This window comes from Nocardioides sp., from assembly GCF_035503875.1.
Taxonomy (GTDB): Bacteria; Actinomycetota; Actinomycetes; order Propionibacteriales; family Nocardioidaceae; genus Nocardioides.
Genome location: NZ_DATJTA010000082.1, coordinates 1 through 16,473 on the forward strand (window position 1 = coordinate 1; position 16,473 = coordinate 16,473).

14 protein-coding genes and 2 tRNA genes are annotated in these 16,473 nt (G+C 72.2%); 9 read left to right on the forward strand and 7 right to left on the reverse strand.

Translation table 11 applies throughout. The features are described from left to right. Positions 1-7 precede the first annotated feature (7 nt). Positions 8-235, forward strand: coding sequence for a helix-turn-helix domain-containing protein (locus VMF51_RS25905; RefSeq protein ID WP_414689486.1), 228 nt, complete (start codon positions 8-10; stop codon positions 233-235). Here VMF51_RS25905 and VMF51_RS19220 read toward each other — a convergent pair. Further along, positions 197-269, reverse strand: a tRNA-Lys gene (locus VMF51_RS19220). The genes VMF51_RS25905 and VMF51_RS19220 overlap by 39 nt on opposite strands. A gap of 69 nt (positions 270-338) precedes the next feature. Further along, positions 339-1,943 carry an NAD(P)/FAD-dependent oxidoreductase gene (locus VMF51_RS19225; protein ID WP_325476077.1) on the reverse strand — a complete coding sequence of 535 codons (1,605 nt, stop codon included), beginning with the start codon at positions 1,941-1,943 and terminating at the stop codon, positions 339-341. Between the two features lie 150 nt (positions 1,944-2,093). On the opposite strand from VMF51_RS19225, the gene VMF51_RS19230 reads away from it, so the two are divergent. The 3 genes from VMF51_RS19230 to VMF51_RS19240 are packed head-to-tail and all read left to right on the forward strand — an operon-like array spanning position 2,094 to position 6,698. After that, positions 2,094-4,073, forward strand: coding sequence for an ATP-binding protein (locus VMF51_RS19230; protein WP_325476078.1), 1,980 nt, complete (start codon positions 2,094-2,096; stop codon positions 4,071-4,073). Positions 4,074-4,101: 28 nt separating this feature from the next. After that, positions 4,102-6,159: a penicillin acylase family protein gene (locus VMF51_RS19235; protein ID WP_325476079.1), complete on the forward strand. Its 2,058-nt coding sequence runs from the start codon at positions 4,102-4,104 to the stop codon at positions 6,157-6,159. Beyond that, positions 6,156-6,698, forward strand: coding sequence for a GNAT family N-acetyltransferase (locus tag VMF51_RS19240; protein ID WP_325476080.1), 543 nt, complete (start codon positions 6,156-6,158; stop codon positions 6,696-6,698). Before VMF51_RS19235 ends, VMF51_RS19240 begins: the two co-directional genes overlap by 4 nt. A 72-nt stretch (positions 6,699-6,770) precedes the next feature. Here VMF51_RS19240 and VMF51_RS19245 read toward each other — a convergent pair whose 3' ends face one another. Beyond that, complete coding sequence (locus tag VMF51_RS19245; RefSeq protein ID WP_325476081.1) at positions 6,771-7,646, reverse strand: helix-turn-helix domain-containing GNAT family N-acetyltransferase; 876 nt, start codon at positions 7,644-7,646, stop codon at positions 6,771-6,773. 48 nt (positions 7,647-7,694) lie between these two features. On the opposite strand from VMF51_RS19245, the gene VMF51_RS19250 reads away from it, so the two are divergent. Then, on the forward strand, positions 7,695-9,035 hold the full coding sequence (locus VMF51_RS19250; protein WP_325476082.1) for an FAD-dependent oxidoreductase: 1,341 nt from the start codon (positions 7,695-7,697) through the stop codon (positions 9,033-9,035). A gap of 72 nt (positions 9,036-9,107) precedes the next feature. Here VMF51_RS19250 and VMF51_RS19255 read toward each other — a convergent pair whose 3' ends face one another. From VMF51_RS19255 to orn, 3 genes are all read right to left on the reverse strand, one after another. Continuing rightward, positions 9,108-11,483 (reverse strand): Ig domain-containing protein, encoded by a 2,376-nt coding sequence (locus tag VMF51_RS19255; protein ID WP_325476083.1) that lies wholly within the window; start codon positions 11,481-11,483, stop codon positions 9,108-9,110. A gap of 687 nt (positions 11,484-12,170) precedes the next feature. Beyond that, a tRNA-His gene (locus tag VMF51_RS19260) sits at positions 12,171-12,246 on the reverse strand. A 43-nt stretch (positions 12,247-12,289) separates the two neighbouring features. After that, the gene (orn, locus tag VMF51_RS19265; RefSeq protein WP_325476084.1) at positions 12,290-12,925 is read right to left on the reverse strand and encodes an oligoribonuclease; all 636 of its coding nucleotides are present in this window, start codon (positions 12,923-12,925) and stop codon (positions 12,290-12,292) included. 80 nt (positions 12,926-13,005) lie between these two features. Between orn and VMF51_RS19270 the strand changes: the two genes are divergently transcribed. The 4 genes from VMF51_RS19270 to VMF51_RS19285 all read left to right on the forward strand — a co-directional run bounded on the left by VMF51_RS19270 (position 13,006) and on the right by VMF51_RS19285 (position 16,055). Then, complete coding sequence (locus VMF51_RS19270) at positions 13,006-13,473, forward strand: MauE/DoxX family redox-associated membrane protein (protein WP_325476085.1); 468 nt, start codon at positions 13,006-13,008, stop codon at positions 13,471-13,473. Between the two features lie 31 nt (positions 13,474-13,504). Beyond that, on the forward strand, positions 13,505-14,227 hold the full coding sequence (locus VMF51_RS19275; protein ID WP_325476086.1) for a DsbA family protein: 723 nt from the start codon (positions 13,505-13,507) through the stop codon (positions 14,225-14,227). A gap of 13 nt (positions 14,228-14,240) precedes the next feature. After that, positions 14,241-15,272 carry an adenosine deaminase gene (locus tag VMF51_RS19280; protein ID WP_325476087.1) on the forward strand — a complete coding sequence of 344 codons (1,032 nt, stop codon included), beginning with the start codon at positions 14,241-14,243 and terminating at the stop codon, positions 15,270-15,272. Positions 15,273-15,404: 132 nt separating this feature from the next. After that, positions 15,405-16,055 carry a response regulator transcription factor gene (locus VMF51_RS19285; RefSeq protein ID WP_325476088.1) on the forward strand — a complete coding sequence of 217 codons (651 nt, stop codon included), beginning with the start codon at positions 15,405-15,407 and terminating at the stop codon, positions 16,053-16,055. Here VMF51_RS19285 and VMF51_RS19290 read toward each other — a convergent pair. Next, the gene (locus VMF51_RS19290; RefSeq protein WP_325476089.1) at positions 16,039-16,470 is read right to left on the reverse strand and encodes a DUF6314 family protein; all 432 of its coding nucleotides are present in this window, start codon (positions 16,468-16,470) and stop codon (positions 16,039-16,041) included. The genes VMF51_RS19285 and VMF51_RS19290 overlap by 17 nt on opposite strands. Positions 16,471-16,473 lie beyond the last annotated feature (3 nt).

Sequence of the window (16,473 nt, forward strand, 5' to 3'; positions counted from 1 at the left end):
CACCGGCATCGAGCTCGCCCGGGCGATCGGGCTGACCCAGCGGGCATTCAGCCGCCGGTACCGCGGCGACATCGAGTGGTCGGTGAACGAGCTCTCCTCGCTCGCCCAGGCCCTCGGCCTGACGTTCGCGGAGCTCACGGAGCACACGCCGCTGGTGGCGGTCGGCCCGACGCCGACGCCGGGCGGTGATGATCGGTACGCCATCAGGGACTCGAACCCCGAACCCGCTGATTAAGAGTCAGCTGCTCTGCCAATTGAGCTAATGGCGCCCGGTGAAGCGAGAAGAACGATACCAGCGTGGGAGCCTCGGGAAAAATCGGCGGGGGCGGGTCGTCGACCTACAGCGACGCGAGGACCGCCTGGGCGGCGTTGTGGCCGCCGATGCCCGACACCGCCCCGCCGCGACGGGCGCCGGAGCCGCACAGCAGCACGGCGTCCAGGTTGGTCTGCACGCCCCACTGCTGGGCCGGGGTCTCCAGCCGCGAGCGGTTCGGTGCCCAGGGCCACTCGAGGTCGCCGTGGAAGATGTGGCCGCCGGGCATGGCCAGGTCCGCCTCGATCTCCTGGGGGATCTTGGCCTCGATGCACGGGTTGCCGTGGGCGTCGCGCGCCACGCACGTCTCGATCGGCTCCACGAGGTGCGCGTTGAGCGCGGCGATCGCGCGGGTGACCGCGGCCGCCTTCGCGGCGCCCGGGTCGACGTCGAAGAGGGACGTGGGGGTGTGCAGGCCGAAGTACGTCAGCGTGTGTCGGTCCTCGTCCGACGCGCCGAGGATCGACGGGTCGGTGAGCGAGTGGCAGTAGACCTCGCCGGGCAGTGTCGACGGCACCCGGCCCGCCGCGGCCTGGGTGTACGCCGTCTCCAGCCGGCTGAACTCCTCGGCGAGGTGCAGGGTCCCCGCGAAGGCGACCTCGGGGTCGCGACCCGAGCGGAGCTCCGGCAGCCGGTCGAGCAGGAAGTTGATCTTCAGCTGGGACCCCACCGGCTTGGCCGCCGGGTCCTCGGGCCCTCCGAGCAGGATGCCCAGCACCCAGGGTGCGACGTTGGCGAGCACGAACCGCGCCCCCACGGTGTGGTCGCGACCTCCGTCGTGCCAGGTCACCTCCGCGCCGCCGTGGCCGTCGGGGGAGGTCCGGATGGCACTGACGCCGGCCGAGGTGGCGATCTCGGCTCCGCCCTCGACGGCTGACCGGGCGAGCGCGTCCGTCACCGCGCCCATGCCGCCGACGGGGACCCGCCACTCGCCCGTGCCGTTGCCGACCAGGTGGTAGAGGAAGCAGCGGTTCTGGATCAGCGTCGGGTCGTGGAGCGAGGCGAAGGTGCCGATGAGCGCGTCGGTGCCGACCACCCCGCGGACCAGGTCGTCGCGGAAGCGCCGCTCGATCGCGGCCCCCAGCGGCTGCTCGACGACGTCGCGCCAGATCTCGGGGTCGACCCGATCGCGGATCGCGCGCTCGGTCGGCAGCGGGTCGAGCAGCGTCGGCGCGACGACCTCGGCGAGGCGGCCGACGCCGCTGTAGAAGTCGCTCCAGGCGGCGTACTCCTCGTCGCCGCCGGTCAGCTCGCGGAACGACGCCCGCGTCTGCTCGCCCTCGGACCGCTCCACGAGCAGCCCACCGGCGACGCCCTCGCGGATCCAGGGGGAGTACGACGCGGTCGTGCGTGAGGCCAGGGCGATGTCCAGCCCGAGGTCGGCCATCAGCCGCTCCGGCATCAGCGAGACCAGGTAGGAGTAGCGCGAGAGGCGGGTGTCGTGACCCGCGAACGCCTGGGCGGAGACGGCCGCGCCGCCGGCGTGGTCGAGCCGCTCCAGGACGAGCACGGACAGCCCGGCCCGGGCCAGATAGGCGGCGGAGACCAGCCCGTTGTGGCCGCCGCCGACCACGACGACGTCGTACTCCCGGCGGGCGCTGCTGCGGTCGATGTTCGTGTCGCTGGTCACCGACCCACGGTAGAGGACTAGCCCAGTGGACTAATCGGGGGCGACGAACCGCCAAAATGTGCCCCGGTCCCCAGGGTGGGGTGTGTTTGGATCGAGGCGACGTTCTCGCGCTCAGGAGGGTGCGCAACAACAGTGATTCGGTCCTCAGGAGTGCGTCTCGCGCTGCTGCTCCTGGCCGTCGGTCTCTTCGGGGCGACTGCGGTCTGGGCTGCCCCCGACGACGGATGGGTCATCGGCATCTGGCCGGTCGGCCTGGCGACCGGTGCTGCCCTGCTCGCGGGCCGCCGCCGGATCCTCGCCGTGCTCGCGGCCGTGCTGGCCCTCGCCTTCGTCACGATCGCCGTGGACCGACCGGTCGAGGTGGCGGCCGGGTACGCCGTCGGGATCGCCGCCGAGACCGCCCTCGTCTGGTGGCTCCTCACCCGCGGTCGGAGCGGCCCGGCGAGCCTGCGCAGCGACCACGACCTGCGGGTCTACCTCGGTGCCTCGATCGCGGGCGGAGCGGTCGCCGCCGTCGCCGGTGCGCTCACCGCCGTCCTGGCCGACTGGGGCGCCCCGGGGCTCGTCGCGCTGGCCCTGGGCGCCGCCCACCTCGCCAGCCAGCTCTGCCTGATCCCGCTCTTCTCGCTGCTGCCCGACCACGGCGCTTCGGCGGGTACGGGTGAGCGCGTCCTGCAGTGGGTCTCGATCGTCGTGGTCACGCCGCTGGTGTTCCTGCCGCACGACTTCCCGTCGCTGGTCTTCCTGGCGGTGCCGATCCTGGCCTGGAGCGCCTTCCGGATGGCGCCCGTCGAGGCGCTGCTGCAGATGATCGCCGTGCTGGCGTTCGCCATCTCCATGACCACCCTCGGGCTGGGGCCGTTCGCCGAGGTCCCGTCCGAGTACGGCATGTCCGTCGACGCGCGCGGCATCCTGCTGGCCACCTTCGCGACCACCTGCGCGGTCATCGTCGTACCCCTCATGCTGCGAGCCGGCGTCCACATCGAGACCGCCAGGAACGCGGCGGCCGAGCGGGACCGGATGCGCAACGTGGTCGACGGCACCCAGGGCGTGGCGATCATCGGCACCGACGACGCCGGGCGGATCACGCTGTTCAACCCGGGTGCCGAGCGGCTGCTGGGCTACAGCCGGTACGAGGTCATGGGCCTGCCCACCCGCTTCCTCCACTCCGACGAGGCGGTCGCCCGCAAGGCCGACGAGCTGGGCGTCGAGCACGACTTCTCGAAGGTCGCCCACACGATCATGGACCGCGACCTGGTGGCCACCGAGATGGGCTTCCTGCGCAAGGACGGCGAGGAGCGCAGCCACGCGATGACGCTGTCGCGGATCGCCGACGAGCGCGGTCACGTCATCGGCTACGTCAGCACCTCGGAGGACGTCACCGAGCGGCTGCGCACCCAGAGCGCGCTCGAGCAGGCCGTGGAGCGGCTGCGGGAGGTCGACGCCGTCAAGGACGCGTTCGTCTCCAGCGTGAGCCACGAGCTGCGGACCCCGATCACCAGCATCCTGGGCTACCTCGAGATGCTCGAGGACGGCTCGTACGGCGACCTCAACCAGGCGCAGCGCGACGCCGTACGGCGCGTCTCGAGCAACAGCGACCGGCTGCTCGGGCTCATCGACGACCTGCTGACCCTGTCCCGGGTCCAGGACTCCGGCCTCGGTGGTGCCGAGCGGGCCTTCGACCTGCGCACCGCCGTCGAGGGCGGCTACTCGGTGGTGGCGCCGGTCCTGAAGTCGCGCCGGCTGGAGATGCGCCTGGACCTGCCCGAGGAGCCGGTGCCGTTCCACGGCGACCGGGACCTCATGGAGCGGGTCGTGGTCAACCTGGTCGGCAACGCCGTGAAGTTCACCCCCGACGACGGCGCGGTCGCGGTCGAGCTGGAGGTGCTCGGCGACTTCGCGGAGCTCAGCGTCGCCGACACCGGCATCGGCATCCCGATCGCCGAGCAGTCCCGGCTGTTCACCCGGTTCTTCCGCTCCGAGCTGGCGCAGAAGAACGCCATCCAGGGCAGCGGCCTCGGGCTGTCCATCGCCCGCGGGATCGTCGAGAAGCACGGCGGCTCGGTAGCCGTGACCTCGGCGGTCGGGGAGGGCACCACGTTCCGGGTCCGGCTGCCCGTCGTCACCTGAGGAACCCCGTGAGTTAGGGTCACCTAACATGGCTCGGATCTACCGCGACGCCCAGGGCGTCCCTCACGTCCGGGCCGCCTCGCTCGCCGACCTCGCCTTCGCCCAGGGCGAGGTCACCGCCCGGGACCGGGCGTGGCAGCTGGAGTTCCTGCGCCGACGCGCCACGGGTACGACGGCCGCCGCCTTCGGACCGCACGCGCTCGCCTGGGACCGGTTCGCCCGGCGTACCCGGATCGTCGACACCGCCCGGCGTGCCCATGCGGCGCTGTCCCCGGAGAGTGGGTCGTTCGTGGCGTCGTACGTCGACGGGGTGAACGCCGGCCTGCGCGCCGAGGCGCCGGAGTTCGAACGCGTCGGCATCGGGGCCGACCCGTGGGAGGAGTGGACGCCGCTGGCGGTCTTCCTCGCCCAGCACCTGCTCTTCGCCAGCCTGCCGGGGAAGCTGTGGTCGCACCGCGGCCGCGCGGTGCTCGGCGAGGACGCGTCGCTGCTCTCCCACGAGGGTCCGCTCGGTAGCGGCAGCAACGCCTGGGCCGCAGCCGGCGGTCGCACCGCGAGCGGTCTGCCGCTCATCGGCGGCGACCCGCACCGGGTCATCGAGGCGCCCGGCGTCTACCAGCAGGTCCGGCTCTGCTGCGAGGACCCGGAGGACGCGTTCGACGTCGTCGGCTTCGCCTTCCCCGGGGTGCCCGGCGTCCAGCACTTCGCCCACGCGGGCCAGGTGGCCTGGGCGATCACCAACGCGATGGCCGACTACCAGGACGTGTACGCCGAGCGCCTGCGCCGTACGTCCGGGGGCGTGGAGGCGCTCGGTCCGGAGGGCTGGGAGCCCGCGGCGGTCGATGCCGATCAGATCGAGGTCGCCGGCGCTCCGGCGGAGGAGCTCGAGGTCGTCGTCACCGCGCGTGGCCCCGTCTTCGAGGGTGGCCCCGACGACGGCTCCGGCCTCAGCCTCCGCACGGCGTCGCTCGTGCTCGGGGACCTCGGCTTCGACGCGCTGCTCCCGCTGCTGCGGGCGCGGACGGTCGACGACGTCGACCGGGCGCTGGACACGTGGGTCGAGCCGGTCAACAACGTCGTCGTCGCCGACACGGCAGGCGCGGTGCGGTACCGGATCGCCGGCCGCATCCCGGACCGCGACGACGCGAACCGCCGCGGCGTCGTCGATGCCGCCGACCCCGGCGCCGCGTGGCGCGGCTGGCTCACCGACCTGCCCCGCCACGACGTGCCGAGCGACGGGCACGACGTGACCGCCAACGAGCGCCGCGGCCCGGAGAGCGACCCGATCGGCACGACCTTCGCGCCGCCGCACCGCGCCCGGCGGCTGCACGAGCTCCTGGACGGTCGCCGGGACCTGACCGTCACCGACTTCGCCGGCTTCCTCGACGACACCCTCGCGCCGTCGGCCCTCGCGCTGCGTGAGCTGGTCCGCGACGCGGAGCCGTCCGGTCCGGGTGCGGTGGTCCGGGCCGAGATCCTCGACTGGGACTGCCGCATGGACGCGACCTCGGTCGGCGCCGCCGCCTTCGCCGCCTGGCGCAGCGCGCTGGTGGTGCGGCTGGCCGCCGAGCCGGTCTTCGCGCCGCTGCTCGAGGAGGCGCACGACCGGGTGTTCGCGCCGTGGCTGGACGCCGCCGGGCGGATCGGCCTCGCGCTGGAGACGCTGTACGACGCGGGCGCGCCGTACGGCATCGACCTGCGGGCGCACGCGGGCGCCGCGCTCGACGACGCCGCCGGGCACCCTGCGACGTGGGGGACGACCCACGTGGTCACGCCCGCCCACGCCTTCGACGTGGCGAGCCTGGATCTCGACCCGCCACCGGTGCCGCCGCTGCCGGTCTCGGGCGACATCGACTGCGTGCGCTGTACCGGCTCGGTGCCCGGGCTGACCGACGCCTGCTTCCGCGGCTCGGTCGCCCGCTACGTGTGGGACCTCGCCGACCGGTCGAGGTCGGCCTGGGTCGTCCCGCTGGGCGCCCACGCCGACCCCCGCAACCCGCACCACCACGACCAACTCCCGCTCTGGGCGGCTGGCGAGCTCGTGCCGGTCGTCATCGACTGGGACCAACTCTCGGAGGAACCATGACCCTGCTCGCCGACCTCACCGTCGACCGCTTCGACCCCGCCCGCGACAGCGAGCTGCTGCACTCCTGGGTCGTCGCGGACCGGGCGCGCTTCTGGATGATGCAGGAGCACACCGTCGAGGAGGTCCGCGAGATCTACACCTGGCTCGACGAGCAGCCGACCCACCACGTCTACCTGGTCCGTCGCGACGGCGAGCCGGTCGCGCTCTACCAGGACTACGAGCCGACCGCCGAGGAGATCGGCAGCCGGTACGACGTCCTGCCCGGCGACCTGGGCGTGCACTTCATGCTCGCCGAGGCCACGGTCGCCGAGCCCCGGTTCACCGCCACCGTGGTCGGCTTCCTGCTGGCGCGGGTCTTCGCCGACCCCGCCGTGCAACGGCTCGTCGTCGAGCCGGACGTTCGCAACGCCAAGGCCGTCGCGCTGGTGAAGCGGCTCGGCTTCGAGCTCGGCCCCGTCGTGGAGCTGTCCACCAAGCCCGCGCAGCTGGCGTTCCTCACGCGGGCGGCGTACGCCCAACGGCTGCAATTGCAGCCGTAGAACACGTTGGAGCGGCCCGGCCCGGTGCTACGGCCGCAATTGCAGCCTCCGGACACCCCGCCGCGACCCGCCCTACGAGCCCAGCGTCTTCTCGAAGAACGCCTCGGCATACGGGTTGTCGTTGTACCGCTCGATCTCCCGGTAGCCCGCCCGCTCGTACACCGCGACGGCCTCGGTGAGCGTCCGGTTGGTGTCGAGGCGGACGACGTCGTACCCCAGCTCGCGCGTCTCGGTCTCCAGACGCCGCAGCATCCGCGAGCCGAGGCCGGCGCCGCGCCAGGCGTCGTCGACCCACATCCGCTTGATCTCGCCGACCCCGTCGGCGATCCGCTGGACGCCGCCGCAGGCGACCGGGGCGCCGTCGCTGACCGCGACCACGAACGTCCCGGTGGGTGCCGCCATCGACGACACGTCGTCGGTGGGGCCGGGATCGAAGCCGCCCGGGAAGCGGCGGTCGAGCTCGTCGAAGTAGCGCCCCATCGCGAGCCGTGCCGGGGGAGCGGTCGGATCGACGGCGTCGAGTGACACCGTCGCCGCGCGGACCAGGAGGTCGGCGGTCGCGAGGGCGTCGGTGAGCCGGCTGCGCTGGCGCTCGGTGAGCGGCGCGAGGAGCCGGGCGGCGAGCTCCTCGGAGCGGTCGTCCAGCGTCCGCAGGGTACGGCGACCCGCCGGCGTCGGCGTGACCCTCCGCTTGCGCCGGTCGGCGGGGTCGGCCGCGACCGTGACGAGCCCGTCGGCCTCGAGCCGGCGCAGCACCCGGCTGAGGTAGCCGGAGTCGAGTCCGAGCCGCGCGCGCAGCTCCTGGACGCCGCAGCCCTCGCCCGCCTCGAACAGCACCCGCGCCGTCCCGAGTGGAATTCCGAGCCCCAGGAACGACTCGTCGAGCGCCCCGATGCGCTGGGTGTAGCTGCGGTTGAACCGGCGGAGGACGGCGGTGGCGTCGGACATGTCTCTGACTGTAGTCAGACAATCCCGGAAGGTCACTAGGATCGGGGTGTGGCGACGACACTCCCGCTCTGGCTCGACACCCCGCTCCGCCCGGCCCCGCGCCCGCCGCTGACGGGGGAGCACGAGGTCGACCTGCTCGTCGTCGGCGGCGGATTCACCGGTCTCTGGACCGCCCTGCGCGCCGTCGAGCGAGCCCCGGGCACGCGGGTCCTGCTCGTCGAGGCGGACCGGATCGCCGAGCACGCCACCGGCCGCAACGGCGGGTTCTGCGAGGCGAGCCTGACCCACGGGGAGAGCAACGGCCGTACCCGCTGGCCCCAGGAGTACGACGTCCTGCACGAGCTCGGCCTGCGCAACCTCGACGCCATCGAGGAGACGGTCGGCCGCTACGACATCGACTGCGGCTTCGTCCGCGGCGGCGCGCTCGCCGTCGCCACCCGTCCACACGAGGTCCAGCACCTCGAACCCGGCACCCCCGGCTTCCTCGACCGGGCGGAGATCCGCGCGCTGGTCGACTCGCCGACGTACCTCGCCGGACGGCACACGCCCGACGAGTGCGCGCTGGTCGATCCCGCGCGACTCGCATGGGGACTGGCCGACGCCGCCGAGCAGCAGGGCGCGGTCCTCGCGGAGGGCACCCGACTGCTGACCCTGACGGCGCAGCGCGACGGGGTCGAGGCGACCACCGGCGGCGCGACGGTGCGTGCCCGGCGGGTGGTGCTCGCGACCAACGTCTTCCCCGGGCCGCTGAGGCGGCTGCGGTACGCCACCGTTCCGGTCTACGACTACGTGCTCGCCACCGAGCCGCTCACGGACGACCAGCTCGCCGCGATCCGCTGGGACCCGGCGGTCGGCATCTCCGACTCGGGCAACCAGTTCCACTACTACCGGATCACCCCGGACCGCCGGATCCTCTGGGGCGGGTACGACGCGATCTACCACTACGGCCGCTCGATCGAGACCCGGCACGAGGACCGCGCCGCCACCTACGACACGCTTGAGCGCAACTTCGCCGCGACCTTCCCGCAGCTCGCCGGGATCCGGTTCACCCACCGCTGGGCCGGCGTGATCGACACCTCCACCCGCTTCTGCGCCTTCTTCGGTACGACGCACCGCCGGCGCACGGCGTACGCCGCCGGCTTCACCGGTCTCGGCGTCGGTGCTTCCCGGTTCGCCGCCGACGTGCTGCTCGACCTCCTCGACGGCCGCCCGACCGAGCGGACCCGGCTGCGGATGGTGCGCCGCCGCCCGATGCCGTTCCCGCCCGAGCCGCTCGCCTGGATCGGCATCCAGCTCACCCGCTGGTCGCTCGCGCGCGAGGACGCCACCGGCCGCCGCAACCTGTGGCTGCGCACCCTCGACCGGTTCGGCCTCGGCTTCGACTCCTGAGGCGTGTTCGTCGGTCGAGTGGCGAGCGCCAGCGAGCGCATCGAGGCCCGGGCGGCCGCGACGACCGCCGGGTCACGGAGCGCAGTAGACCGATCGTCGCGCCGTGACGCCGTCGACGGTGAGCGCGACGTCGTAGGTGACCCCACTGGGCAGATCCGGCCACACGCTGCCCGCGGGGTCCTGAAGTCCTCGCGGGGGAACCGTCTGGTCGAAGTGGATCTGACCATCCAGTCGGGTCGTCACACGATGGGGCTCGAAGGAGACCAGCATCAGGTCGCCGGCGTCGTTGCGCAGGGTCAGGGCGGCCTGGATCCGTGTCCGTCGGGTGCGAGGGTCGCACGCCGCCTCGATGTACAGGCCGATGACCGGCACGAGGAGGTGGACGACCGTGCTGCTCCCGTCCTCCCTGGTGCGGACGGCGTCGAACATGAAGACCCCGTTCTCGGTGGGGACGCCGGACAACGTCCCGTCGGCGGCCAGGCTCAGCCCTCGCGGGAGCGAGTTGGGATCCACCGTCCAGGTGCCGGTCCCCGAGAAGCCTGCTTCCAGCGTCGTCCAGTAGCTCGGCGTGGTGCCGGCGCCGGTCTGCACCATCAGTGCGTCCGGCGTCCTGAGGTACTGGGGCTCGGCGACGCGGAGCGTGAGCCGCTTGGTGGCGGTGTTGCCGAACCCATCGGTGAAGGACACCGTGAAGGTCGACGTCGACGCCAGGGTCGGCAGCCCGGAGATCGTGCCGGTGTCGGGGTCCAGGTTCAGTCCCGCCGGGAGCGTCCCGTCCGTCACCGCCCAACGGCCGTGGCGGTTGTCGGCCGTGGCCAGGCGCTGCTGGTAGAAGGTACCGGGGGTGCCGTCGGGGAGAGCGGAGGTGGTGATCTCCGGCCCATATCCGGGTGGCGGTTCCCAGGCGATGCTGCCGGAGGCGATCTGGTAGTCGGGTGGTTCGAGCACCAGCAGTCGTTCACTCTCCCACCCGAGTGGACCGGCGTCGATCGAGGCGTAGCCGCGGATCCTGCCCTTCAGCGACCAGTCCAAGGAGCCCGCGCGACTGCCTGCCTGCAGGTTCGCCGAGGCGATCAGGGAAGCCGGCAGCGACGCCTTCGGCCCGGCGAGGCCATAGGCCTTGACCGAGATCTCCGGAGTGAGGCTTGCCGTGGCCTCGACCTCACCGGAGAACGTCGGCGGTCGGTAGGAGATCGTGGGGGAGGGCGGGTCGAAGACCTTGCTCACGGTGCCGCGGTGGTAGGACAGCCCCGCGGCCGCATGGGCTTCCTGGTGCCAGTGCGTGCCGAAGTCTCCGGTCGCCTTCACGTCAGCACCGACGAGGACGTTGAGCTCGGGGACCAGGACGAGCGGGAACACGCCACCGATCGTGACCGTGATCGCGGGGAGGGGACGGTGCAGCAGTGTCTGAGGGGCGAAGGCGCACTCTCCGCTCCCCGTCACCGTGGCCGAGATGTCCGCCGACTGGTCGACCCGGGCGACGACGTGTGCCTCCTGGAGGCCGTGATCGGCGATCACCATTCCGAAGTCCAACGTGGGGTTGATCGTGAACGTGGCCGCCAGCTCACCGGACAGCCCGGCAGAGCAGCTGATGTTCTTGGTCAGACGCCTGTTCTCGACGGTCTTGGCGACGGTGAGCGCTCGAGCGGACGCAGGGGCCGAGGCCGTCGTCAGAGCGTCACTGATGCTCACTCCGGTCGGGTCCAGTCGGACCCAGTCCGGACCGGCGCCCCCGGCGGGTACTCGTCCGAACCCTCCGTGCGGCAGATGGGAGGTGATGCCGACAGCGCCGACGTCGCCCTCGCAGAGAACGAAGATGCTGCCGGAGCAGTTCGAGACGGTGCTGGCCGCGTGTGCTCGCGCTCGGGCGAGTCGCTGCGGGGTCTCCATCTCGACGTTCGTACGACGATCGTGCGGTCCCAGCGCCAGCAACGACCGGGCGTTGCGGAGGCGTTCGGCGACGACCGCGCGCGCTGCCGAAGCCGCTGCCTCGGTGAACCGGATCTGGATGACCCCTCCGGGGAGCGTCTCCACGCCGGCGATCTCGGACGGGTCGAGCACCGCCGTGCTGTCCGGGATGCTCACGCCGTAGTCGATGGTCAGTGTCCGCGCCTGTCCCGCCCGGACGGTGGCTCGCTGCGTCGGGTCCACGGCATGGATCGTCTGCGCGCCTTGGGCGACCGGATCGGCGGCGACCTCCCACGCGCCGAGGGCAGCATCTGGGAACACCGTGGTCCGGTCGATGGTGCGAACCTGCCCGTGGGGCGAGGTGACGGTGACGGCCGCTCCGGACGGCGCGTCGACGAGCACGACGCGCAAGGACGCGGGTTGCGGATGCCCGGCAGGAGGGGCGACGGGCGGCGGCTTCGGGGACACGCGCAGCTTGACGGAGGCGCTGACGACCTTCTTCGCGACGCTCCCTGCCCGGGACTTGTGCCGGGGCAGCACCGCTCGGTAAATCGCTGTCCGAGGGGGTGCGATCAGTCGGAGGGTGAGCTTGCCTCGACGCGAGATCTTCCCGGACGCGACCGTCTTCCATCTCGCCTGCGCGCGGACCTGGAGGAGTGCCGGGCGGCGCTGGCGGGAGGGGGATCCGATCCTCGCTTTCAGCCGGCTCCCGGCTGTCACCGTGCTCCGGGACAGAGCGAGGGAGACTCCGCGCCTGGTGCGCTCCGTCGCCGCGGCTGACTCCGTCAGGCTTGTCATGCCGATCCCACCGGACTCGACCGCCTCGACCGTCGGCGATCTTGTGGGTTCGCCGACGGCTTCGGCTCGCGACGTGACGTCCAACGAGGCCACCATCGCCACTGCTGCGATGCCGGCGATCGACCTGCGAAGAACGCCCGCACGCGCGCGGTCGTGTGCCCTGTCGGTCAACGCTTACCCCCACGCCTCGGCCGAGATCTCCGGGCCAGTATGTCGTCGGGCCGACGGCCATGTCAGCGCATTGCCAGCACGGGAGACGACGGGTCTGTACGCATCGTCGCGCGAGGACGCCACCCGTCGCCGCCACCCGTGGCTGACCCCTCATCGCCGACCCGGCGTGAATGTGGTGCCGACCCGGCGCGAACTCGCGCCGGGTCGGCGGAATGCATCGAGCCCCTGACCTGTCTCCAGGTCAGGGGCTCGGATGTCTGGGGTGAGTAACGGGACTTGAACCCGCGACATCTGCGACCACAACGCAGCGCTCTACCAGCTGAGCTATACCCACCATGTCGGTCCGGCGGGCCGGACCGGAGAGAAGTCTAGGGCAGTCATCCCTCAGTCGTGGAATCGGGACCCGTGAGGCCGGTCAGCGAGCCGCCGTGCTTCTCGGCGATCGCCCGAGCGGTGTCGCTGTCCGGGCCGGGGGAGGGCTGGAAGACGGCCTCGCGGTAGTAGCGCAGCTCCTCGATGCTCTCCTGGATGTCGGCGAGCGCGCGGTGGTTGCCGCGCTTGGCCGGGGCCTGGAAGTACGCCCGCGGGAACCAGCGCCGCGAGAGCTCCTTGATCGAGGAGACGTCGACGATCCGGTAGTGGAGGAACTGCTCGAGGGTCCCCATGTCCCGGGCCAGGAAGGAGCGGTCGGTGGCGACGGTGTTGCCGGCCAGTGGCGGGCGGCTGCCGTCGGGGCAGTGCTCCTTGATGTAGGCCAGGGTGCGCTCCTCGGCCTCGGCCATCGGGACGCCGTGCTCGAGCTCGGCGAGCAGCCCGGACTTCTCGTGCATGGAGCGCACGAAGTCGCCCATCTGGTCCAGCGCCTCGGCGGGCGGCTTGATGATGATGTCGACGCCCTCGCCGAGCACGTTCAGGTCGAAGTCGGTGACCAGGGCGGCAACCTCGATGAGGGCGTCCGCCCCGAGGTCGAGCCCGGTCATCTCGCAGTCGATCCAGACCAGTCTGTCGTTCACGAGGAGCCACCCTAGGTCATCGAGAGTCGGGACTTTCGCCTCTCAGTCCCGACTCAGGCTCTGCCCCTAGGCTCGTGCCCGTGAAGGAGTGGATCGGCCTGGCCGCGCGACTGGTGATCGGTGGCGTGTGGATCTGGGCGGGCGCGCTCAAGCTGGGCGACTCCTACCAGAGCGTCCAGGCGGTGCGCGCCTACGACCTGCTCCCGGAGAGCCTGGTGGAGCCGGTGGGCTACCTGCTCCCGGTGCTGGAGGTCGTCGTCGGTGCGGCCCTCGTGCTCGGGGTGCTGACCCGGGGCGCGGCCGTCATCTCGGCCGTGCTGTTCGTGGTCTTCATCATCGGCATCGCCAGCGCGTGGGCCCGCGGGCTGCAGATCGACTGCGGCTGTTTCGGCGGCGGCGGCTACAACCCTGACGCCTCGTCGCAGTACCCGTGGGAGATCGCCCGCGACGCCGTCCTGCTGGCGGGCTCCCTCTACCTCGTCCGGTGGCCGCGCACGCGGTTCGCCCTGGACGGCCTGCTGTTCCGTCCCCTGACTCCCGTCAACTGACCCGCCCGCAAGAACCCAGGAGCGAGACCCGATGTCGAAGAAGAGTGCCCAGGCGAGCCGCACCGAGCGCGCGGCGGCCGCCGTACGGGAGCAGCAGCGCGAGGAGGCCCGCCGCCGCAACCTGATGGTGGGCGGCGTCGTCGGCGTGCTCGTCGTGGCCCTGGTCGCGGGGTTCTTCTGGATGCGCTCCAACGACTCCACGAACGACGTCTCGGCGCCGGCCGCGGGCTCCGAGCACGGCCTCACCTTCGGCCCGGACGACGCGCCGCACGAGGTGATCATCTACGAGGACTTCCACTGCGTGCACTGCGCGGACCTCGAGGAGCGCTCCAGCGACGACCTGACCGCGTCCGCAGAGGCCGGCGACGTCCGCGTCGAGTACCGCCCGGTCAGCTTCCTCACCGAATACTCCCTGCGGGCGGCCAACGCGTTCAAGGTCGTGCTCGACGAGGCCGGACCCGACGTGGCCAAGCGCTACCACGATCTGCTCTTCGCGAACTACGACGAGGCCTCCGGGAGCGAGGACGGTCTCGACGACGACACCCTGGTGAGCCTGGCCGTCGACGCGGGCGCCGACGAGGACGCCGTACGCCCCGGCATCGAGGGCCTCGCGCAGCAGGAGTGGGTCGACGCGGCCACCCAGGCGGCCACCGACGCCGGAGTGCGGGGTACGCCGACCGTGCTGCTCGACGGGGAGCCGGTCAGCGGCAGTGCCGAGGACATCGCCAATTCGCTGCGGGAAGCCCTCGGCTGACACGCTGCCGCGGGTGAGCAGGAGCATCGGCGACTTCATCCGCGGCCTCCCGAAGGCCGAGCTGCACGTGCACCACGTCGGGTCCGCCTCCCCGCGGATCGTCCAGGAACTGGCCGAGCGCCATCCCGGCACGGTGCCGACCGACCCCGACGAGCTCCGCCGCTTCTACGAGTTCCGCGACTTCGCCCACTTCATCGAGGTCTACCTCTCCGTCGTGGCGCTGGTGCGCACCCCGGAGGACATCCGCTACCTCACCTACGAGATCGCGCGCGAGATGGCGACGGAGCAGCAGCTGCGGTACGCCGAGCTGACGTGTACGCCGTACACCTCCGTGCGCCCGGACGACGACACGCTCGGCATGCCGATCGAGGCCTACTCGGAGGCCCTGGAGGACGCCCGGGTCGCCGCCGAGCGGGACTTCGGTCTGGTGCTGCGCTGGATCTACGACATCCCGGGGGAGTCGGGGCTGCCCGCGGCCGAGGCCACGCTGGACTACGCCCTGCGCCACGCTCCCGAGGGCCTGGTGGCCTTCGGGCTGGGCGGTCCCGAGATCGGGGTGCCGCGCCCGCAGTTCCAGCCGTACTTCGACGCGGCGCGAGCGGCCGGACTGCGCAGCGTCCCGCACGCGGGCGAGACCACGGGGCCGGAGACGATCTGGGACGCGCTGCGACTGCTGGGCGCGGAACGGATCGGGCACGGCACCTCGGCCGCCCAGGACCCGGAGCTGCTCGCGCACCTCGCCGCGACCGGCGTACCCCTGGAGGTGTGCCCGTCCTCGAACATCGCGACCCGGGCGGTGGCCACGCTCGAGGAGCACCCGATCCGGGCGTTCCGCGACGCCGGTGTGACCATCTCGATCGGCTCCGACGACCCGCCGATGTTCGGGACGACGCTGAATCGGGAGTACGCGATCGCCGCCGATCTGCTCGGCCTCGACGAGGACGGCGTCGCGGACCTCGCCCGTGCCTCCGTGCGGTCCTCCTTCGCCCCGGACGACGTCAGGACGCGGGTGCTCGGCGAGATCGACGCGTACGCCGCCGGCTGACGCTGGCCAGGACCCTGGCCAGGACGCAGCAGGCCCCGCACACTCATACTGTGCGGGGCCTCGTCCTTCCTACCGCGTCGGGCCCGTCCGATCGGGGAGGCGCGGCGCGCTCCCGCATGTGAGGATGCGCGCATGTCCCAGTCCCGACCCGTCCGCGTGGCGGTGGTCAACGACTACGAGATTGTCGTGGCCGGTATCGCCTCGCTGATCGCGCCGTACGCCGACCGTGTCGCCGTCGTCGAGCTCGACGCCGGCCTGCCCGTGGTGAGCGACGTCGACGTGATCCTCTACGACACCTTCGCCCAGGTGCAGGGCGACGGCGTCGACCTGGAGGACCTGGTGCGCGACAGCACCGCGCGGGTGGCGATCTTCAGCTGGAACACCGACCGGGACCTGGTCCAGCGGGCGCTGGCCCGGGGCGCGGCGGCGTACCTCTCCAAGGAGCTGGGCGCCGACCAGATCGTCGAGGCGCTGGAGCAGGTGCACGCCGGCGAGCTGGTCGTGCCCGCGAGCGTCGGGCACATCGAGCACGTCAACGGTCGGTGGCCCGGGCACGAGTTCGGCCTGACCGCGCGGGAGGCGGAGGTGATCGCGCTGATCACCCAGGGCCTGAGCAACCAGGAGATCGCCGAGCGCTCCTACCTCAGCATCAACTCGGTCAAGACCTACATCCGCACGGCGTACCGGAAGATGGGCGTGAGCCGGCGCGCCCAGGCCGTGGGCTGGGGCGTGCGGCACGGCTTCGAGCCCGACCGCGGCCGGAGGATCAGGCCGGAGGCGTGAGCGCCGTGTGCCGGGTGCGCAGCACGTAGTCCTTCGCGGGTCCCGTGCTGTGCCAGGTGACGGTCCAGCTCCGCCCGTCGGGGGCGACGTCGATGCGGCCCCGGTAGTGGTCCGGCGAGCAGGGGTGGTCGACCTGCTCACCGACCGTCCAGGGGTGGAAGACCCGGCCGTCGGAGAAGTGCACGACCCAGTCCCCGGTCACCTCACGGCGGACGTCGAGGGTCCGCTCGACCGGCACCTCGTGCCCCGTCCAGCGCATGGTGCCCTCCTCGCTCCACCGGACGTGGTCGTCCGCGAGCTGCGTGAGGGTGGCCGTCCCGTCGACCTGTCGCGTCTCACCGGCGAGGCGGTCGTCGACCTCGCGGCTCAGTGCCCAGATGCCGAGCAGGTCGGTGGGCGCGATGCTCTCTGCCACGTC